This is a genomic window from Bacillus cereus group sp. MYBK227-1, assembly GCF_051916325.1.
Lineage (GTDB): Bacteria > Bacillota > Bacilli > Bacillales > Bacillaceae_G > Bacillus_A > Bacillus_A cereus.
This window is the reverse complement of record NZ_JBQAGK010000010.1, coordinates 171,102-189,988: the sequence shown is the minus strand read 5'-3', so window position 1 is coordinate 189,988 and position 18,887 is coordinate 171,102. Positions and strand designations below refer to the sequence as shown.

Sequence of the window (18,887 nt, the reverse complement as noted above, 5' to 3'; positions counted from 1 at the left end):
GTTCATCCTGAGCCAGGATCAAACTCTCCAATAAAGTTAGTTTGTCTAGCATCTAAAATAAAAATTGACGTTTCACGTTGTTTGTTTCGTTCAGTTTTCAAAGAACTACTTGGTCGCTCATTTGCGACTTCCTTATGTTAACATCTTCGTTTTTAGATGTCAACTAAGTTTTTCAATTTCTTTTTTGTCGTTTTCTGCGTTTCCGCATCAGCGACGGTTATTAATATATCATGGTGAAAAATGAAATGCAACACCTTTTATAAACTTTTTTTAAAACTGCCCACATTTCTTTTTTTATATCATATACTTAAACGAAATATCTCTTTCATGTATGAGCAATTCCTACATATATTTTATATAAAGTTACTCTATCAAAAGACGTTTCTTTCTATAATAAGCGTTTTATTCATATAGCATATCATACAGGGAGGAATATATATGGACTATACCGATTTATTAATCAAACTAGGTCTCTCGGCTATTTTAGGATTTGCCATTGGTTTAGAACGTGAATTAAAACGGAAACCACTTGGTTTAAAAACGTGTTTAGTTATTTCTATTATTAGTTGCCTCCTAACGATTGTTTCTATTAAAGCAGCTTATAACTTACCACATACCGATCATATGAATATGGATCCACTTCGACTTGCCGCTCAAATTGTATCAGGAATTGGTTTTTTAGGTGCTGGCGTAATTTTAAGAAGAGGTAACGATAGCATTGCAGGGCTCACGACTGCCGCTATGATCTGGGGTGCTTCTGGTATTGGTATTGCTGTTGGGGCCGGATTCTATATTGAAGCGATATTCGGAATGTGTTTCCTTATGATTAGTGTCGAACTTATACCACTCGCGATGAAATATGTAGGCCCTAGATCATTTCGTCAACGTGATATCGCTGTGAAACTTGTTGTACGAAATATGGACAATATCCCAATCGTAATTGAAGAAATAAAAGAAATGGATATAAAAGTTAAGAATATGAAGCTTAAAACATTAGAAAACGGTTCTCACTATTTACATCTTAAACTATCCATTGATCAAAAAAGACATACTGCTGATGTTTACTATGCTCTCCAGCATCTTGAAAGTGTCCAACAAACTGAAGTGGAAAGTATGTAACGTAAAACAAACTCTCTTTAATTAGAGAGTTTTTCTTTTTTCTATAATGGCAACAATGAATGTAGTCCTACAAAGTAAGGAGGAATAGGCAATTGAAATCCCGTCCGAATTTAGTAGATACATTTCGTGATTCCATTATTTTTCGTTTAATTTGTTTTATTATTGTACTGACTGCTTTTTCCGGTTTTCTTATACATAGATTAGAACCTTTTCATTTCACTACATGGTTTGACGGAATTTGGTGGTCAATCGTTACCATTTTTACAGTTGGATATGGAGACTTTGCTCCCCATACGACGATAGGAAAACTAATAGGTATAAGTATTATTTTATTAGGAACTGGCTTTTGTTCTTATTATATGGTGCTGTTTGCTACTGAAATGATTAATAAACAATATATGAAAATTAAAGGTGAAGAAGCCGCTACTTCTAACGGTCATATGATTATCGTTGGCTGGAATGAGCGCGCAAAACATGTTGTAAAGCAAATGCACGTATTACAACCAAACCTTGATATCGTTTTAATTGATGAAACACTTTCTTTACTCCCAAAACCATTTCATCATTTAGAATTTATAAAAGGTTGTCCGCATCACGATCAAACTTTATTAAAAGCCAATATTGCAACGGCACACACCATATTAATAACAGCTGATAAAGAAAAAAACGAAAGCTTAGCGGATACACAGTCCATTTTAAATATTTTAACTGCAAAAGGGCTCAACCCAAACATTCACTGCATCGCTGAACTTCTTACTTCTGAACAAATACAAAATGCAACGAGAGCTGGCGTGTCAGAAATTATAGAAGGAAATAAATTAACGAGCTATGTATTTACCGCTTCTCTTTTATTCCCTTCCATTTCAGGTGTACTATTTTCACTTTACGACGAAATCTCTGATAATAAATTACAACTGATGGAGCTTCCATCGTCCTGCACCGGACAAACTTTTGCCAATTGTAGCTATACTCTTTTAAAGCAAAACATTCTCTTACTAGGTATAAAGCGCGACGAACAATATATGATTAATCCAGTTCATTCCTTTGTTCTCATTGAAAGCGACATACTCATTGTTATTCACCATTAGTAAAATGACGCTCTAATTCTTGCATGAGCACTTTCCCAATATTGATATATTTTCTTTTCACATCTCCATCTGGATCTTTCGGCTCAGCAAATTGATCCATTCCACTCGTTCCAGCTGTTAAAGTATTCACATTATCATCTAGTTCGTCTTGATATACGTGCGAAAGAATATACGGCGTTCCAAGACGAACTATTACGCCTGGTACATCTAGTTCTCCATCAATGGCTGTAAATGGAACTCGTAAAAATTGATACCCATCTTCTTCATCAATTTTGTAATCGAAGCATCCTTTATCATAATCCCAATTACCACCGATGCTATATCCAAGTGGTTTCATAATCTCTTCTAACTTATATAACGCATATGTACGTCCTTCTAAATTTGATTGAATCGGAATCAAGCCCATCCCTCCTAGACTTTTCCTTTAGCATACCCACTTTAGTTTGAATATACTGATGGACTTTTCGATAAAATAATAAAAAGCGACCGGAATCCGGTCGCTTTTTATTATTTTAAACGCTCTTCTAATTCTGCTTTTAATTCTTCAAATCCTGGTTTACCAAGTAAAGCAAACATGTTTTTCTTGTATGCTTCTACTCCAGGTTGGTCAAATGGATTCACGCCTAATAAGTAGCCGCTCATCGCACATGCTTTTTCGAAGAAGTATACAAGGTAACCGAATGTGTACTCATTTAATTCAGGAATATTTACGATTAAGTTTGGTACTCCCCCGTCGCTATGTGCAAGTAATGTACCTTCGTATGCTTTTGTGTTTACGAAGTCTACAGTTTCACCAGCAAGGTAGTTTAATCCGTCTAAATCGTTCTCTTCTGATTCGATTGTTAGTTCATGTGTAGATTTACCTACTTTAAGAACTGTTTCAAATAAGTCACGACGCCCTTCTTGAACGTATTGACCTAATGAGTGTAAATCAGTTGAGAAGTTTGCTGAAGATGGGAAAATACCTTTTTGATCTTTTCCTTCACTTTCACCAAATAACTGTTTCCACCACTCAGCGAAGTATTGAAGTGCTGGCTCATAGTTAACAAGCATTTCAATTGTTTTTCCTTTATTGTATAAAGCGTTACGAACTACTGCGTATTGGTAAGCTGGATTTTCTTCTAGTTCTGATGTTCCGAAGTCATCATGACCAGCAGCTGCACCTTTCATCATCTCTTCAATATTTAAGCCACTTACTGCGATTGGTAATAAACCAACTGGCGTTAATACAGAGAAACGACCTCCAACATCATCTGGAATAACAAATGTTTCGTAACCTTCGTTATCAGCTAATGTTTTTAATGCACCACGCGCTTTATCTGTAGTTGCATAAATACGTTTGCGAGCTTCTTCTTTTCCATACTTTTCTTCTAATAACTTACGGAAGATACGGAATGCTAGCGCTGGCTCTGTTGTTGTACCTGATTTGGAAATAACGTTAATAGAGAAGTCTTTACCTTCTAATACGTCCATTAAATCTTTCATATAAGTGGAGCTAATGTTTTGTCCAACAAATAGCACTTGTGGAGTTTTACGTTGTTCTTTAGAAAGCGTGTTGTAGAAAGAATGGTTTAACATTTCGATTGCTGCGCGTGCTCCTAGGTAAGAACCACCAATACCTACAACAAGTAAAATGTCAGAGTCATTTTTAATTTTTTCTGCGCATTTTTGAATGCGAGCGAATTCTTCTTTGTCATATTGAAGCGGAAGGTCTACCCACCCAAGGAAATCGTTCCCAGCTCCAGTTTTTTCGTGGATTGCGTGATGTGTTACTTTCACTGCATCACGTAAATAAGTGATTTCATGTTCACCGATGAAGGATAACGCTTTAGAATAGTCGAACGTTACATGTGTACTCATCTTTTTCCCTCCAATTATGGATATGTATTTCTGTATTCACTTTAGCGAAACTGAAGTTGTAAATCAAGCGATTAGGCAATTGTAAACGTAACCAATATATATTTTTTAGAAAAAGTTCATTTTTTGCATAAAAATTCGCATTTTTCGGTATAGATGTATATACATCCTTTTCTAAACATTTTTTATGTATAAAAACAACATAACTACCCCATTCTATAAAAGAGTTAATTAACTCATCGCTTGCTCATGCTTCACAATTAAGGGGGGCTTTTTCATGAGTACTTTGCAACGTATCGCATTAGTCTTTACTGTAATTGGCGCTGTGAACTGGGGACTAATCGGGTTTTTCCAGTTTGACTTAGTAGCAGCCATTTTCGGCGGACAAAATTCAGCTCTTGCACGTATTATTTACGGCATCGTTGGTATATCTGGGCTTATCAACCTTGGTTTACTGTTTAAACCATCTGAAAATCTTGGTACGCACCCAGAAACAAACGAAATTCGATAATCAGTATGTCCTTTCACCTCCGACATACGAATATGATTGCATGCAATCATATTTGCAAATATATATCATAAGATAAAGTAAAAGAGGAACGCTCATATGCGTTCCTCTTTTACTTTGTTAACTCGGACTCTTCAATCCATTCTGCCAACTTTTCTCGCAGCGTATTAAATCCGTTTTCAGATGGGTTCGGTATAAGAATCCTTCCTTGTTTTCTTTTCGCCGCTTTTAACGATAAACTCATTTTTCTGTGCTCTTCATCAATTGAAAGTACCTTTACTTCTACTGTATCGCCGACCTTTAAAAAGTCATGAATATCCTTTACATATCCATTTGTAATTTCAGATATATGCACAAGTCCTTGTGTTTCTGCATCTAACGCTACAAACGCACCGTAATCTTGAATTCCAGTCACTTTCCCTGTTACAACCACTCCTGTTGTATATTGTTCTGACATATGAAACACTCCCATACGTTTACCATTCTCTCTACAATTATAGAGAGCAAAGCAGATATATTTATTTTAAATATCCGATTGGTTAGTACGCATTCTAGATAACAATATCTAGAATGCGCATACCTTATATTAGTAAATTATACCACTATGACAGAACTCATTCAAAATTCATGAAAAATTCCCCTTAAAGAAGTATAATTCTCCAATATTGGGATAGACTACTAACACATGGCTTTCTAGTATTCCCCCCCTTTTATGGACAAAACGTATTACGTTTTGTCCTTTTTTTATTTTCAACAAACCGTTCCATTCTCTTCATTGCTTCCATAAGTTGTTCAAGCGACGTCGCATAAGAACAACGAATAAACCCTTCACCACTTTCGCCAAATACGCTACCAGGGACAACAGCTACTTTTTCTTCCAGCAATAACTGTTCTGCAAATTCCGCTGAAAATAATCCTGTTGAAGATATAGAAGGGAAAACATAAAATGCTCCGCCCGGCACATGACACGTTAAGCCCATTTCATTGAAAGATGTCGTCATAAAATTACGACGCTTCTTATAACTATCTCTCATCCGAATTACTTCATCATTCCCCGCACGTAACGCTTCAAGTGCTGCGAACTGAGACATCGTCGGTGCACACATCATGGAATATTGGTGGATTTTGAGCATCAATTCTGAAAACTGAACAGGAGCTGCAATCATACCGAGACGCCATCCTGTCATCGCAAATCCTTTTGAAAATCCTGAAATTAAAATCGTATGCTCGCGCATATTTTTAATACTCGCGAAACTTGTATATGCTTCGTCGTATACAAGCTCTGCATAAATTTCATCAGATAATACAATTAGATTGTACTTCTCAACAATCACTGCTATTTCTTCAAGCTCGAATTTATTTAGCATTGCACCTGTCGGGTTATTTGGTGAACAAAGTAAAATCGCCTTTGTTTTCGCTGTAATAGCTGCTTCAATTTGTTCTGGTTGTACTTTAAACTCGTTTTCTAGCTTAGTCTCCACAGGAACCGGAACTCCTCCAGCTAATGTCACAAGTGGTGCATAAGAAACGAAGCTTGGTTCAACAATGAGCACTTCATCATCAGGATTTATAATGGCACGCATCGCTACATCTAACGCCTGGCTCGCTCCAACTGTAACAATGATTTCATCACTTGGATCATAAGATACTGCAAATTGTTTTTTTAGATACTTTGCTATTTCTTGACGGAGCTCCAATAATCCTGCATTTGCTGTATATGACGTATACCCTTGTTCCAAAGAACGAATACATGCTTGCCTTACATTCCAAGGGGTAACAAAATCCGGCTCTCCTACCCCGAGGGAAATAACACCTTTCATATTTGCTGCTAAATCAAAAAATTTTCGAATACCAGATGGTTTTAAAGATTCTGCTGATCTAGATAGTTCAAATTGCTTCATGGTGTCACCACAATTCGCTTATCATCATCGTCTTTTTCATAAATAACGCCCTCATGTTTATACTTCTTCAAAATGAAATGAGTAGTTGTAGAAACGACAGATTCAATTGTTGCTAATTTCTCAGAAACAAACATCGCTACTTCCCCCATCGTTTTACCTTCTAATGTAATAGAAAGATCATATGTCCCTGACATTAAATAAACGGATTTCACTTCTGAATAACGATAAATTTGCTCAGCAACCGCATCAAACCCAACGCCGTGCTTTGGCGTAACTTTCACATCGATCATTGCCGTTAAACCTGTATGTTCTTTCACTTTCGTCCAATCGATATGTGTTACATAATCCACAATAATCTTTTCATTTTCTAATCTCGCAACCATCTTCTTTACTTCTTCTACTTCTATATTTAACAGCTTCGCTAATGTATCTACAGATAATCGACTACTCTTTTCAAGACAAGCTAATAATTCTAATTCTTTTTCTGTCACCATATAAATCATCCTTCCTTTTCGTTTGTGTCTAAATTATACAAATACCCTTTCCAGTTTGAAAAGAAGATTTTTCTATTGAATTATGTCAAAATAAAGTGAAACTTTAATCAGCGGAAAAATGCGTGATAAAGCGAAAGGGGATGGAACCGTGAAACCAAAAATTTATATTGCTGAACCAGTTCCGACATTTGTAGAAAACTATTTATCAGAACACTGTGATTATGAAAAATGGGATCAAAATGAGAAAGTACCTCGTGATGTTCTATTAGAGAAAATACAAGATAAAGATGGGTTATTAAATTTCGGATCTGCTATTAATGAAGAATTACTGACAGTGGCTCCTAACTTAAAAGTAGTGAGCAACATTTCTGTTGGTTACGATAATTTTGATTTACAAGCGATGAAAAATCGAAAGGTTATTGGAACGAATACACCATACGTATTAGATGATACAGTAGCTGATCTCGTTTTCGCCCTTATGCTATCAGCTGGGCGCCGCGTTTGCGAACTCGATTCTTACGTAAAAAATGGTGAATGGAACGCTGAAATCGGAAAAGAACACTTCGGACTAGATGTACACCATAGCACAATTGGTATTATCGGTATGGGCCGAATTGGAGAAGCCGTTGCAAAACGAGCAAAATTCGGATTTGATATGAATGTTCTTTACTATAACCGCCGTCGTAAAGAAGAAGCTGAACAAAAATTCGATGCTACATATTGTGATTTACAGACGCTACTGAAGCAGTCTGACTTTATTGTTCTTCTTACTCCATTAACAGATGAAACATATCACCTTATCGGAGAAAAGGAATTTTCATTAATGAAAGAAACAGCAATCTTCATTAATGCTTCTCGGGGGAAAACAGTAGATGAAGAAGCGTTAATCCATGCTTTAACAGAAAAGAAAATCTTTGCAGCAGGCATCGATACTTTTACACAAGAGCCAATTCAAAAAGATAATCCACTCTTATCATTACAAAATGTTGTGACTTTACCGCACATCGGATCTGCAACATTAAAAACTCGTCAGCAAATGGCCATGACCGCCGCTGAAAATTTAGTTGCAGGATTACAAGGAAAAACACCGCCTAATATTGTGCGCGGGTAATACTGAATAAACGAAAGGCAAGATGACATCGTCATCTTGCCTTTTTTTGTTAACATATTTTCTTCTTCCTTGGAGATGATATGAACAAAAATCAATGGAGTGACAAAAAATGAATCATAAATATACTTGTCCTTATTTCACTTTTTCCACTCGCGGCACTACTGTTCATTACGAATTGTATGAACATGATAATAAAACAGAACGCCCTACTTTCGTACTCGTTCACGGCTTTTTATCTTCCTCATTCAGTTACCGCCGTCTCATTCCTTTACTAGCGAAGGAAGGAACAGTCATTGCTCTTGATTTACCACCGTTCGGAAAAAGTGATAAGTCTCATCTGTTTAAGTATTCTTATCACAATTTAGCAACGATTATTATTGATTTAATTGAACATTTATCTCTCTCAAACATTGTATTAGTTGGGCATTCTATGGGTGGGCAAATTTCTCTCTATGTAAACCGTATACGTCCTGAACTCATTTCAAAGACGATTTTACTATGTAGCTCGAGCTATTTAGCGCGCGCAACCTTACCTTTACTATACTCTTCTTATTTACCGTTCTTTCATTTATACGTAAAGAACTGGATTATACGGCGCGGCATTGTTCATAACTTAATGAATGTCGTTCATGATCACTCATTAATTGACGATGAAATGAAAAAAGGTTACTCCGCTCCTTTTTATGACAACCGTATATTTCCCGCTTTAACTCGCATGATACGAGACCGTGAAGGTGACTTATCTTCAACTGAATTACAAAAAATCGAAACACCTATCCTACTCATTTGGGGTGAAAAAGACCGCGTCGTCCCTGTACATGTAGGTCATCGTCTACACAAAGATTTACCGAATTCAAAATTTATTTCTTATGAAAATACAGGACATTTACTACCTGAAGAAAAGCCTGAACATGTTTATGAAGAAATTATCGCTTTTTCCGCGCAATAAAATGAAACTTTAATCAGTCCCCACCTAACTTCTTTGCTTCCGCTGAATTTTGAGGTCGGGGTCTTACTGCCCGGAAAATAGCGGGATAATATAAAAAAGGCTGTCGGAAATTCCGACAGCCTATAATGAACAGCTTCCACCTTCTTTTATTACAAGTAATTCCATAGCTAATTTCTCACATTTTTCAAGCACAGGTACTTCCTCAAAAGACATAAAGTATATATGTTGAATCTTCTTTGCGATGTATTTTGGATCGTCAAACACACTTATGACGTTCACAACATCGCTCGCTTCTGTTTCATAAAACTCCGGTCCCATTTGAAACGGATCCCAATTCTTCACAACCTCTATCATCTTTTCATATGTACCCATTCGCTTCCCGCCTTTTCACTTTTTAATACTTTTCTTTATCCTATCACATCAGCTATTCTATAAGAAGAGAGAGAACTTTCATAACTTATTGGTTTTACAGAAGAAGGGAGCAAACTTATGCAACTATTTCATAAAGCAATCAATCGACGTGGAACGCATAGTATAAAATGGGATACATATAAAAACGAAGAACTTATCCATGCTTGGATTGCTGATATGGATTTTGAAGTACCAAAACCAATTCAAACTGCCTTAAAACAACGAATCGAACATCCGATTTTTGGCTATACACTTCCTCCCGAAAATATTGGGAATATTATTTGTAACTGGACAAAACAACAATACGACTGGGATATTCAAAAAGAATGGATTGTCTTTAGCGCCGGAATCGTTCCAGCTCTTAGTACGAGCATACAGGCTTTCACAAAAGAAAACGAATCCGTTCTCGTACAACCACCTATTTATCCTCCATTTTTCGAAATGGTCACAACAAACAACAGACAGTTATACGTGAGTCCATTACAGAAACAAAATGATACATATGTGATAGACTTCAAGCATTTAGAAAAGCAGTTTCAGCAAGGCATCAAACTCATGCTTCTTTGTAGCCCTCATAACCCAATCGGGCGCGTTTGGACGAAAGAGGAACTTTTGCAGCTCGGATCGTTATGTACTAAATATAACGTAATCGTTGTGGCGGATGAAATTCATTCCGATATTATTTACGCAGATCATAGACATACACCGTTCGCTTCTTTATCTGAAGAATTAGCAGCTCGCACGATTACTTGTATGGCTCCAAGTAAAACATTTAATATCGCTGGATTACAAGCATCGATTATTATCATTCCAAATGAAAAACTCCGTCAAGCCTTTACATCTATCCAATATAGACAAGGCTTCCACGGATTAAATATCTTCGCTTATACAGCGATGCAAAGTGCCTATACAGAATGTAATGATTGGCTAAACGAAATTCGATTATATATAGAAGATAATGCTCAATTTGCTTGTGAATATATTAAAACTCACATACCTGCTCTTTCCGTAACGAAGCCAGAAGGTAGCTTTTTATTATGGATTGATTGTTCTCATCTAAAGCTTTCTCAAAACGAGCGTACTGCATTACTTGAGGAAAAAGGAAAAATCATTGTTGAACCTGGTGAGAAATACGGGTTAGGTGGCGAAGAACATATTCGAATTAATATCGGCTGTCCACGATCTGTTTTAGAAGAAATTTTAAACAGACTGCGTCATACGTTTTCATAATAAGAAAGGAGTCTGTCCCCCTAATCATTCTTGGACAGACTCCTTTGTCATATTTTGTCGGTAAGTCGCTATATTTCAAGTTACGGTCGATATATTCTAATAATCGCCGATATAATTTGAGTTACAGTCGATATATTCCAATAATCGCTGATATATTTTTAATTACATTTCACAAAGAAAGCTACCATTCACGGTAGCTTTTACTTTTTCTTCATATCCGATGCTTTTTTTACAATTACGCCACAAGCAATTCGATCCCCTGATTTACCTGTCGGTTGAGTCATACCATCATCAGGGTTTTCTGTAATAATAATAGACGCTCCATCTTTTCTATGAATCGTCGTTTTTCCTTCTTCAAGTGTGATGTGAGGTGCATCGATTTCCGCTTTAATCTTTCCAGAACCATCTGCAACTACGTTCGGTAAATCACCGTTTTCTGCACCCTTCGGATTAAGAAGACCATGTTTTTTATCATCAGGATTAAAATGATTCCCGGATGATTCAAAACGAGGTGCCTTACACTCTCCGATTTCATGTACATGTAGTCCGTGTGGTCCTGGCGTGAAACCTTCTCCTTTAATCGTAATTTTCACGCCACTTGTTTGCTGCACTACTTTCGCAGTCCCTACTTCATCTCCTGAAGCATTATGTAATTTCACTTCAATTTCTTTCGGCTTTCCTTGGTCACAACCTGCCATCAGAAATAATAAACAACAACTGAAAAAAAGCCGTTTCTTCATTTTATTCCCTCCAAAATATATTCTGCCCTTAGATTGTCCGAGCATAGAGGGAAACATACAAAAATGCATTACTGTTTCTTTTCAGCTAATAGTTTTTCTTCAACTTTCTGCAATCGCTCTGCTTCTCTTTTTGATACACGAATAAACATGCGCCACGTGGCAATAGCACCGATAATAAATAGAACGCAAACAATCCCTGGAATAATATATTCTGTTTTATCTTCCGGAAAATATAAAGGCATCATATAGAACACTCCTTATTATAGGATTTATAAAACATCAGAATTTTCTGTTATATCATTTTAAATTATAGTGGAACCTATCCATATTCTCAAGGGGCGTTCTGAAAGCAAATGATTTCTTTGACTCCTTCTCCTACTTTCCTTACTATAAACTTGAGGTGAAAAATATGAGAGAAACATTTGAAATTGGCGAAATCGTTACTGGTATTTATAAAACAGGAAAATACATCGGCGAAGTTACAAATAGCCGCCCTGGCAGTTACGTCGTAAAAGTATTAGCTGTTTTAAAACATCCGGTGCAAGGTGACTTACATAACGTAAAACAAGCTGACGTACCATTTTTCCATGAAAGACGCGCTTTAGCTTTCCGTGAACAGACGAACATTCCAGAGCAAATGGTGAAAAAATATGAAGGAGAAATTCCGGATTATACCGAGTCACTAAAATTAGCATTAGAAACTCAAATGAATTCATTTTCTGAAGATGATTCACCTTTTGCAGAGCGTAGTCTAGAAACATTACAACAGTTAAAGAAAGACTACAAACTCTAAAAAACAAAACGACCAAATTACATAATGTGCAATTTGGTCGTTACTGTGTGCTCACTTTCTTTAACACTTTTGAAAAATCAACAAGTTCTCCTAATGTTGGAGGTGCTGGCTTTACTAAATACTCTTTATCTTTTTCTACTAGTTTAAAAATATTGTACGTCGTCATCGCATCATCAAGCGCACAATGATGCTTCCCTGTCCCTACTTTTCCATACGCCTCAATTGCTTTCCATAATCCTGTTTGATTTCTTTCTCCAAAAAACTTCTTATACTCAAGCGATAAATCACGACACTGTCCGAAGAATGGAAAAGCTATCCCTGCCATTTCACAATTATGTTTCAGCACTTTCATATCCATATTTCCCCACGTTACAATTGTCGGTTTACATTTCGTTTCGTATTCTGCAAGCTTCTTAACGAGTTCAGGAAATGAAATCCCTTTATCCACGACTTCTTGTTTTATTCCTAAAAACTTCTTACATCGATCCGTTAAAGAAGGAAATGTTTTCGGCCTGACATGTGATGAATACGTATCTTCTACCTTACAGCCAGCAACTGAAACGAGTCCTACCTCAATAATCTCTGGAAAAAATCCTTTCGGTTTCTTTCTATGCTGGGGCATCGTAAACTCAAAGTCTAAAAATAAAAATCGTTGTTCATCCATACGATCCCTTCCTTATCATTTTTGTCATTCCTTTCTATTTGACACTCCTACACGAACAAGCTCGAATGCTAATTCCATTTTAAATATTCAGATTGGATGTATCTTATATATATGTCAAATGCCCACAAATATTTTAAAAAATAAGAAAAAATGACCTATGCAGAAAATATGACAAAATCTCTCCTTTCATTTACATCCGCAGTTTTTCTACTTTATAATGACGTTATGTGTGTTTCATCTAGTTAATATTTGACACACTAAGAAAAATGAATGAAAGGAGATGAGATTTTTGCACGAAACAACGCAAGAACTCGCTAACTGGCAGTATTATTTTGCTATCGCAGTCTTTTTAATTACATATGCCATTATTATTTCTGAAAAAATTAATCGCGCTGTCATCGCACTTCTCGGTGCAGCATTCATGGTAATTGTGGGGGTCGTCGATTTACATAACGCCTTTACGAAACATATTGAATGGGGAACGATTACGCTACTCATCGGTATGATGATTTTGGTGAACATTACGAGTAAATCAGGTGTTTTCCAATACGTTGCCATTAAAGCAGCAAAAGGGGCACAAGGAAATCCAATTAAAATTTTAATTTCCCTTTCCCTACTTACCGCGCTTGGCTCCGCATTTTTAGATAACGTTACAACTGTACTTCTTGTTGTTCCAGTTACTTTATCTATTACGCGCATACTGCAAGTAAATCCTGTTCCTTATTTACTTTCTGAAATTATTTTTTCAAATATTGGAGGAACAGCAACATTAATTGGTGATCCACCTAACATTATGATTGGTTCTGCAAATAAGCATTTAGACTTCAATGCTTTCCTATTAAATCTAGCACCAATCGTAATTATTATTATTGCAGTTACAGCAACAATACTTTACTTCATGTACCGTAAACAATTAATTGCCGATCCTGTACAAGTTAAAAAATTAATGAGCTTAGATGAAAAACAATACATTAAAGATCCAGTATTAATGAAAAAATCTTTAACGGTACTTGGACTTACAATTGTAGGTTTCATGACTCATTCTATTTTCCATATTGATGCCGCTATTATCGCCTTAACTGGTGCTACTGTACTTATGTTAATTGGTGTGAAAGAACATGAAATTGAAGAGGTATTCGCAAGTGTAGAATGGGTAACAATCTTCTTCTTCGCAGGGCTATTCGTACTTGTTGGAGGACTTATCGATATCGGTCTTATCAAAATGTTAGCTCAAAAAGTAATTGGTATAACAGGCGGAGATATTTCTTACGCATCCATCCTTATTTTATGGGTATCTGGTATCGCCTCTGCAACAATTGATAACATCCCATTCGTTGCAACAATGATTCCACTTATTAACGATATGGCAGTTGGGCTAGGCTTATCACCATCTGACGCACAAATCGATGTATTATGGTGGGCATTAGCACTAGGTGCTTGTCTGGGCGGAAACGGAACATTAATCGGAGCTTCTGCTAACGTAATCGTTGCAGGTATCGCGAGCCGCGAAGGACATAAATTTAGTTACATGGACTTCCTAAAAGTCGGTTTCCCAATTATGATCGTTTCATTAATCATTTCTCACATTTATATTTATTTACGCTACCTTATGTAGTAAAAAAAGCGCTCTGATAATCAGGGCGCTTTTTTACTTATATCTAAAATATATCGACTTATCAACAAAAAAGAAAAATCTACTCTTTATATCTCACCGGTTCATTTCGAATGATAAATAAATGAATCGGTAAGAACACTGAAAATGTGATTACATGAATAATCGTAAATAATATAGAGTTCGTTCCGTATCTGTCTAAAATAGCGTAGATAAGATAAATGGACAATACAATCGATACAGCTGTTGCTAGTAAACTTATAATTGGTACGAAATTAAAAATAAAACATGCAACGTATATACCGAATACTTTCCACCCTGCTTCTTCTTTCAAAAAATCTGGTAATTTATCTTTCGCTAAGTCACCCCATGTCTTACTATTCAAAAACGGAATAAACGCAAGCACCCCGTCCGTTGCACCATCATTTTTCGCCATCGAATAAAGTGCAAAAGCCGTTAACAAATATGAAATAATTGCCCAAATCAATATAACAAGAATAAACGCAAAACTAAGAGCAAAGAAACCTGCTAATACGCCTTGATCCTCCATCTTATCCTCTCCTCTCTACTTTCAACATATTTCATTACATTGCAAGTTATGTTTTAAAATTTATCCAAACTCTTTGTATAATAAGAGAAGAAAGAGAATAAGAGAGGAGCAACACTTATGCATCCATTTGTAAAAGCATTACAAGAGCATTTCACAGCTCATCAAAATCCTGAAAAAGCAGAACCTATGGCTCGTTATATGAAAAATCACTTCCCATTTCTAGGTATTCAAACACCGGAAAGACGCCAATTATTAAAAGACATCATTCAAATACATACTCTCCCAGATCAAAAAGACTTCCAAATTATCATACGTGAGCTTTGGGACTTACCAGAACGTGAATTCCAAGCGGCCGCACTTGATATTATGCAAAAATATAAAAAGCATATAAACGAAACTCATATCCCCTTCTTAGAAGAACTGATTGTCACAAAATCTTGGTGGGACTCTGTCGATAGCATCGTCCCTACATTTTTAGGCGATATCTTTTTAAAACATCCAGAATTAATTTCTGCCTATATTCCAAAATGGATTGCATCAGATAACATATGGTTACAACGTGCCGCTATTTTATTCCAACTAAAATATAAACAAAAGATGGATGAAGAACTTCTTTTCTGGATTATTGGACAACTACATTCTTCAAAAGAATTTTTCATTCAAAAAGCGATTGGCTGGGTCCTTCGTGAATATGCAAAAACAAATCCGGATGTAGTTTGGGAATACGTTCAAAACAATGAGCTCGCTCCATTAAGTAAGCGTGAAGCAATTAAGCATATTAAGCAAAATTACGGAATAAATAATGAAAAAATAGGCGAGACTCTATCATAGATAGACGCGTTCCTCTATTGAGATTTAAAAAAGAACGTGTTAGAATATGTTCATTATTATTAATATAAGTAGCGATGACGGACTTATAAGTACTTGCATAAAAAGCGATTCAGGGATAGTGAAAGCCTGAAGCCGCAAGGAAACGGCAGTCCCGAGCAATACATGATAAAGTGGATGCACCTTTTGTGTATCAACTAGGGTGGAACCGCGGGCAAACGCTCGTCCCTAGGCAAATAAGCCTTGGGATGAGCGTTTTTTTATGTTCTTTTTAGCATATACTGCTCGTTTCCAAAGTATCAGAGTATGTCATCGCCAATACGTTAACTTTCAAAAGGAGGATTTTCTTATGTATTCAATGGAACAAGTTGTAAACTTAGCGAAACATCGCGGTTTTGTTTTCCCTGGTTCTGAAATTTACGGTGGTCTTGCAAACACTTGGGATTACGGTCCACTTGGAATCGAATTAAAAAATAACGTTAAAAAAGCTTGGTGGAAAAAATTCATTCAAGAATCTCCACACAACGTTGGTTTAGACGCAGCTATTTTAATGAACCCTAAAACTTGGATCGCTTCTGGTCACGTTGGTAACTTCAACGATCCAATGATTGACTGTAAAAAATGTAAAGCTCGTCACCGTGCTGACAAATTAATTGAGGATGCTTTAGATGCAAAAGGCATCGAAATGGTTGTTGACGGTCTTACTTTCGACCAAATGGCTGACTTAATGAAAGAACATGAAGTAAAATGTCCTGATTGCGGTAGTGAAGAATTCACTGAAATCCGTCAGTTCAACTTAATGTTCAAAACATTCCAAGGTGTTACAGAGTCTAGCACAAACGAAATCTTCCTTCGTCCTGAAACAGCACAAGGTATTTTCGTAAACTTCAAAAACGTTCAACGCTCTATGCGTAAAAAGCTTCCATTTGGTATCGGCCAAATCGGTAAGAGTTTCCGTAACGAAATCACGCCTGGTAACTTCACATTCCGTACACGTGAATTCGAACAAATGGAACTTGAATTCTTCTGTAAGCCTGGTGAAGATTTAGAGTGGTTTGCATTCTGGCGTGAAACTTGTAAAAACTGGTTACTTTCACTTGGTATGTCTGAAGAGAGCATGCGTCTTCGTGACCACGGTGAAGAAGAGTTATCTCACTACAGTAATGCAACAACTGACATTGAATTCAAATTCCCATTCGGTTGGGGCGAACTTTGGGGCGTTGCATCTCGTACAGACTTCGACTTAAAACGTCACATGGAACATTCAAACGAAGACTTTAACTATATTGATCCACAAACGAATGAGCGTTACGTGCCATACTGCATCGAGCCATCTTTAGGCGCAGACCGCGTAACATTAGCATTCTTATGTGATGCATATGAAGAAGAGCAATTAGAAAACGATTCTCGTACAGTTCTTCGTTTCCACCCTGCTTTAGCACCATACAAAGCAGCTATCTTACCATTATCTAAGAAGCTATCTGAAGGTGCTACTGAAGTATTCGCAGAATTAGCTAAAGACTTCATGGTAGACTTTGATGAAACTGGTTCTATCGGTAAACGTTACCGTCGTCAAGACGAAATCGGTACACCATTCTGTATCACATACGACTTCGACTCAGTTGAAGACAAAGCTGTTACAGTACGTGACCGTGACACAATGGAACAAGTTCGTATGCCAATTAGCGAACTAAAAGGTTTCTTAGAGAAGAAAATCCAGTTCTAATTATAAGAAAAAGAGGCTGCTCATAAGAGCGCCTCTTTTTTACTTTTCACGTTTTTCTTTAATTGCTACTGTACATCTTGATATACACAGTAAATCATCATTTTCATCAATAATACGAACATCCCAAACCATTGTCGATTGTCCTCTATGTATCGGTGTTCCGATCGCTGTTACAATTCCATCTTTCTTTGAGCGAATGTGGTTTGCATTAATTTCTAATCCGAAACAAATACATTTTTCTTGATCAATTAAATTATATGAACCAACACTTGCCACTGTTTCCGCTAATGCAACCGATGCACCTCCATGTAAAAATCCAAACGGTTGATGCGTACGCTCATCAACAGGCATCGTAGCAACTACCTTATCTTCTGTCATCTCTAACAACTCAATTCCAAGTGAATCCATTAAAGTTTTTGCCATATCGCTTCCCCCTTCTCTTACTTTAATTAAATGTATAATTTTACCTATTTATTTTCAAACTACTTATAACACTTATATAAGGAGGCTTCACCTAAATGAAACAGAAATTTTGTATATTACTGCTTATGTTCTCCTTGCTGACTATTGTACCAAATTGTGCAATAACAGCCAAAGCATCTAACCTGACAATCGATGTTAAGACTGTAACGCAAAAAGGTAAGAAACCTTATATAGAATATCAAATAAATAGGCCTTCTTTTCACAACTTTTCTGATTCTAAATTTCAAAATAAACTCAATTTATACTACAAAAAATCCACTGACAAATTTAAAAACAAATTAGAAAAAGAAGCAAAAAAATATTATAAAGAGACAGAAGGATCTAGTACACCCTTTCATCCGTACGTAGCAAATGTTGATTATAAAGTCTCTTTAAACAAACCACCTTTTCTTAGCCTATATGTGAATTACTATCAATATACTGGCGGAGCACACGGTCTTTATACGTGGAAGGCAAATACATTTGATTTAAACGAAAAAAAGGTGCTGCACTTAGACGATTTATTTCAACAAAAGGATAAATATAAAGATGTAATCCGTGCAGAGATTGTACGACAAATTAAACAAAATGAAAGCATTTATTTTCCTGATGCAACTGAAAAAGTAATGAGTATGAAAAAATTTCACTTCTTTTTAGAGCCAGACAATCTCGTCATTTATTTCCCTTTATATGAGATTGCTCCCTATTCAAGTGGAATTCCGCAATTTCGTATTCCATATACGTTGCTAAGAGACTATTTAAAGCCTTCTTATCAAAATATTTTGATTGACAACAAGTAAATATTTTCGCTACGATAATGTTAACCTAAAAACAACAGGAGGTT

At 36.3% G+C, this 18,887-nt stretch carries 22 protein-coding genes; 11 read left to right on the top strand and 11 right to left on the bottom strand.

Going from position 1 to position 18,887, the window contains the following annotated elements; translation table 11 throughout:
- Positions 1-438: 438 nt before the first annotated feature.
- Positions 439-1,119, top strand: coding sequence for an MgtC/SapB family protein (locus tag ACTFRM_RS28295; protein ID WP_000386676.1), 681 nt, complete (start codon positions 439-441; stop codon positions 1,117-1,119).
- A gap of 92 nt (positions 1,120-1,211) precedes the next feature.
- Positions 1,212-2,207: a potassium channel family protein gene (locus ACTFRM_RS28290; protein WP_000842320.1), complete on the top strand. Its 996-nt coding sequence runs from the start codon at positions 1,212-1,214 to the stop codon at positions 2,205-2,207.
- On the opposite strand, the gene ACTFRM_RS28285 is transcribed toward ACTFRM_RS28290, so the two are convergent.
- Both ACTFRM_RS28285 and ACTFRM_RS28280 read right to left on the bottom strand, forming a co-directional pair.
- Positions 2,194-2,607, bottom strand: a complete 414-nt coding sequence (locus ACTFRM_RS28285; RefSeq protein ID WP_000612334.1) for a YugN-like family protein — start codon at positions 2,605-2,607, stop codon at positions 2,194-2,196. The genes ACTFRM_RS28290 and ACTFRM_RS28285 overlap by 14 nt on opposite strands.
- Positions 2,608-2,714: 107 nt before the next feature.
- The gene (locus tag ACTFRM_RS28280) at positions 2,715-4,067 is read right to left on the bottom strand and encodes a glucose-6-phosphate isomerase (protein ID WP_000103654.1); all 1,353 of its coding nucleotides are present in this window, start codon (positions 4,065-4,067) and stop codon (positions 2,715-2,717) included.
- A 274-nt stretch (positions 4,068-4,341) separates the two neighbouring features.
- Here ACTFRM_RS28280 and ACTFRM_RS28275 point away from each other — a divergent pair, with 274 nt between their 5' ends.
- Positions 4,342-4,575, top strand: a complete 234-nt coding sequence (locus ACTFRM_RS28275; RefSeq protein ID WP_000105788.1) for a DUF378 domain-containing protein — start codon at positions 4,342-4,344, stop codon at positions 4,573-4,575.
- 109 nt (positions 4,576-4,684) lie between these two features.
- Here the strand turns inward: ACTFRM_RS28275 and yugI are convergent, their stop codons facing one another.
- From yugI to ACTFRM_RS28260, 3 genes are all read right to left on the bottom strand, one after another.
- Complete coding sequence (yugI, locus tag ACTFRM_RS28270; protein WP_000003764.1) at positions 4,685-5,029, bottom strand: S1 domain-containing post-transcriptional regulator GSP13; 345 nt, start codon at positions 5,027-5,029, stop codon at positions 4,685-4,687.
- Positions 5,030-5,282: 253 nt separating this feature from the next.
- Positions 5,283-6,473 carry an aminotransferase gene (locus ACTFRM_RS28265; RefSeq protein ID WP_173601105.1) on the bottom strand — a complete coding sequence of 397 codons (1,191 nt, stop codon included), beginning with the start codon at positions 6,471-6,473 and terminating at the stop codon, positions 5,283-5,285.
- The gene (locus ACTFRM_RS28260; protein ID WP_000255696.1) at positions 6,470-6,967 is read right to left on the bottom strand and encodes an Lrp/AsnC family transcriptional regulator; all 498 of its coding nucleotides are present in this window, start codon (positions 6,965-6,967) and stop codon (positions 6,470-6,472) included. The genes ACTFRM_RS28265 and ACTFRM_RS28260 overlap by 4 nt, the downstream gene beginning before the upstream one ends.
- A gap of 118 nt (positions 6,968-7,085) precedes the next feature.
- Here ACTFRM_RS28260 and ACTFRM_RS28255 point away from each other — a divergent pair, with 118 nt between their 5' ends.
- Positions 7,086-8,078, top strand: a complete 993-nt coding sequence (locus ACTFRM_RS28255; protein ID WP_002041993.1) for a 2-hydroxyacid dehydrogenase — start codon at positions 7,086-7,088, stop codon at positions 8,076-8,078.
- A gap of 109 nt (positions 8,079-8,187) precedes the next feature.
- The gene (locus ACTFRM_RS28250) at positions 8,188-9,027 is read left to right on the top strand and encodes an alpha/beta fold hydrolase (protein ID WP_001015860.1); all 840 of its coding nucleotides are present in this window, start codon (positions 8,188-8,190) and stop codon (positions 9,025-9,027) included.
- Positions 9,028-9,147: 120 nt separating this feature from the next.
- Here ACTFRM_RS28250 and ACTFRM_RS28245 read toward each other — a convergent pair whose 3' ends face one another.
- Positions 9,148-9,399 (bottom strand): YugE family protein, encoded by a 252-nt coding sequence (locus ACTFRM_RS28245; protein ID WP_322372825.1) that lies wholly within the window; start codon positions 9,397-9,399, stop codon positions 9,148-9,150.
- Positions 9,400-9,516: 117 nt separating this feature from the next.
- Between ACTFRM_RS28245 and ACTFRM_RS28240 the strand changes: the two genes are divergently transcribed.
- Positions 9,517-10,668, top strand: a complete 1,152-nt coding sequence (locus tag ACTFRM_RS28240) for a PatB family C-S lyase (protein WP_173601104.1) — start codon at positions 9,517-9,519, stop codon at positions 10,666-10,668.
- 200 nt (positions 10,669-10,868) lie between these two features.
- On the opposite strand, the gene sodC is transcribed toward ACTFRM_RS28240, so the two are convergent.
- Together sodC and ACTFRM_RS28230 are read right to left on the bottom strand one after the other, a co-directional pair.
- Entirely contained in the window at positions 10,869-11,408 is a 540-nt protein-coding gene (gene sodC / locus ACTFRM_RS28235) for a superoxide dismutase [Cu-Zn] (RefSeq protein WP_000746520.1), read from the bottom strand.
- Between the two features lie 68 nt (positions 11,409-11,476).
- Positions 11,477-11,653, bottom strand: a complete 177-nt coding sequence (locus ACTFRM_RS28230) for a hypothetical protein (protein ID WP_000982757.1) — start codon at positions 11,651-11,653, stop codon at positions 11,477-11,479.
- A 164-nt stretch (positions 11,654-11,817) separates the two neighbouring features.
- Between ACTFRM_RS28230 and ACTFRM_RS28225 the strand changes: the two genes are divergently transcribed.
- Positions 11,818-12,201, top strand: coding sequence for a kinase-associated lipoprotein B (locus tag ACTFRM_RS28225; RefSeq protein ID WP_001209344.1), 384 nt, complete (start codon positions 11,818-11,820; stop codon positions 12,199-12,201).
- Positions 12,202-12,241: 40 nt separating this feature from the next.
- Here ACTFRM_RS28225 and kapD read toward each other — a convergent pair whose 3' ends face one another.
- Positions 12,242-12,865, bottom strand: coding sequence for a 3'-5' exonuclease KapD (gene kapD / locus ACTFRM_RS28220; protein WP_000344356.1), 624 nt, complete (start codon positions 12,863-12,865; stop codon positions 12,242-12,244).
- 289 nt (positions 12,866-13,154) lie between these two features.
- Between kapD and ACTFRM_RS28215 the strand changes: the two genes are divergently transcribed.
- Entirely contained in the window at positions 13,155-14,480 is a 1,326-nt protein-coding gene (locus ACTFRM_RS28215) for an ArsB/NhaD family transporter (RefSeq protein WP_000545209.1), read from the top strand.
- A 79-nt stretch (positions 14,481-14,559) separates the two neighbouring features.
- Here ACTFRM_RS28215 and ACTFRM_RS28210 read toward each other — a convergent pair whose 3' ends face one another.
- A complete protein-coding gene (locus ACTFRM_RS28210) occupies positions 14,560-15,027 on the bottom strand; it encodes a hypothetical protein (protein WP_000390061.1) in 468 nt (155 codons plus the stop codon).
- Between the two features lie 117 nt (positions 15,028-15,144).
- Between ACTFRM_RS28210 and ACTFRM_RS28205 the strand changes: the two genes are divergently transcribed.
- The gene (locus ACTFRM_RS28205) at positions 15,145-15,858 is read left to right on the top strand and encodes a DNA alkylation repair protein (protein ID WP_000553309.1); all 714 of its coding nucleotides are present in this window, start codon (positions 15,145-15,147) and stop codon (positions 15,856-15,858) included.
- A 346-nt stretch (positions 15,859-16,204) separates the two neighbouring features.
- Complete coding sequence (locus ACTFRM_RS28200) at positions 16,205-17,581, top strand: glycine--tRNA ligase (RefSeq protein WP_000287147.1); 1,377 nt, start codon at positions 16,205-16,207, stop codon at positions 17,579-17,581.
- 39 nt (positions 17,582-17,620) lie between these two features.
- Here ACTFRM_RS28200 and ACTFRM_RS28195 read toward each other — a convergent pair whose 3' ends face one another.
- Positions 17,621-18,004 carry a hotdog fold thioesterase gene (locus ACTFRM_RS28195; RefSeq protein WP_001140612.1) on the bottom strand — a complete coding sequence of 128 codons (384 nt, stop codon included), beginning with the start codon at positions 18,002-18,004 and terminating at the stop codon, positions 17,621-17,623.
- A 95-nt stretch (positions 18,005-18,099) separates the two neighbouring features.
- Here ACTFRM_RS28195 and ACTFRM_RS28190 point away from each other — a divergent pair, with 95 nt between their 5' ends.
- Positions 18,100-18,843 (top strand): DUF3298 and DUF4163 domain-containing protein, encoded by a 744-nt coding sequence (locus tag ACTFRM_RS28190; RefSeq protein WP_000810329.1) that lies wholly within the window; start codon positions 18,100-18,102, stop codon positions 18,841-18,843.
- Positions 18,844-18,887 lie beyond the last annotated feature (44 nt).

Excerpts from the sequence above, each read along its gene's own strand:
- ACTFRM_RS28200 (WP_000287147.1), top strand. The coding sequence starts at position 16,205 with ATGTATTCAATGGAACAAGTTGTAAACTTAGCGAAACATCGCGGTTTT.
- ACTFRM_RS28240 (WP_173601104.1), top strand. The coding sequence starts at position 9,517 with ATGCAACTATTTCATAAAGCAATCAATCGACGTGGAACGCATAGTATA.
- ACTFRM_RS28250 (WP_001015860.1), top strand. The coding sequence starts at position 8,188 with ATGAATCATAAATATACTTGTCCTTATTTCACTTTTTCCACTCGCGGC.
- ACTFRM_RS28260 (WP_000255696.1), bottom strand. The coding sequence starts at position 6,967 with ATGGTGACAGAAAAAGAATTAGAATTATTAGCTTGTCTTGAAAAGAGT.
- ACTFRM_RS28265 (WP_173601105.1), bottom strand. The coding sequence starts at position 6,473 with ATGAAGCAATTTGAACTATCTAGATCAGCAGAATCTTTAAAACCATCT.
- ACTFRM_RS28205 (WP_000553309.1), top strand. The coding sequence starts at position 15,145 with ATGCATCCATTTGTAAAAGCATTACAAGAGCATTTCACAGCTCATCAA.
- ACTFRM_RS28295 (WP_000386676.1), top strand. The coding sequence starts at position 439 with ATGGACTATACCGATTTATTAATCAAACTAGGTCTCTCGGCTATTTTA.
- ACTFRM_RS28230 (WP_000982757.1), bottom strand. The coding sequence starts at position 11,653 with ATGATGCCTTTATATTTTCCGGAAGATAAAACAGAATATATTATTCCA.
- ACTFRM_RS28210 (WP_000390061.1), bottom strand. The coding sequence starts at position 15,027 with ATGGAGGATCAAGGCGTATTAGCAGGTTTCTTTGCTCTTAGTTTTGCG.
- ACTFRM_RS28280 (WP_000103654.1), bottom strand. The coding sequence starts at position 4,067 with ATGAGTACACATGTAACGTTCGACTATTCTAAAGCGTTATCCTTCATC.
- ACTFRM_RS28225 (WP_001209344.1), top strand. The coding sequence starts at position 11,818 with ATGAGAGAAACATTTGAAATTGGCGAAATCGTTACTGGTATTTATAAA.
- sodC (WP_000746520.1), bottom strand. The coding sequence starts at position 11,408 with ATGAAGAAACGGCTTTTTTTCAGTTGTTGTTTATTATTTCTGATGGCA.
- ACTFRM_RS28195 (WP_001140612.1), bottom strand. The coding sequence starts at position 18,004 with ATGGCAAAAACTTTAATGGATTCACTTGGAATTGAGTTGTTAGAGATG.
- ACTFRM_RS28245 (WP_322372825.1), bottom strand. The coding sequence starts at position 9,399 with ATGGGTACATATGAAAAGATGATAGAGGTTGTGAAGAATTGGGATCCG.
- yugI (WP_000003764.1), bottom strand. The coding sequence starts at position 5,029 with ATGTCAGAACAATATACAACAGGAGTGGTTGTAACAGGGAAAGTGACT.
- ACTFRM_RS28275 (WP_000105788.1), top strand. The coding sequence starts at position 4,342 with ATGAGTACTTTGCAACGTATCGCATTAGTCTTTACTGTAATTGGCGCT.
- kapD (WP_000344356.1), bottom strand. The coding sequence starts at position 12,865 with ATGGATGAACAACGATTTTTATTTTTAGACTTTGAGTTTACGATGCCC.
- ACTFRM_RS28190 (WP_000810329.1), top strand. The coding sequence starts at position 18,100 with ATGAAACAGAAATTTTGTATATTACTGCTTATGTTCTCCTTGCTGACT.
- ACTFRM_RS28255 (WP_002041993.1), top strand. The coding sequence starts at position 7,086 with ATGCGTGATAAAGCGAAAGGGGATGGAACCGTGAAACCAAAAATTTAT.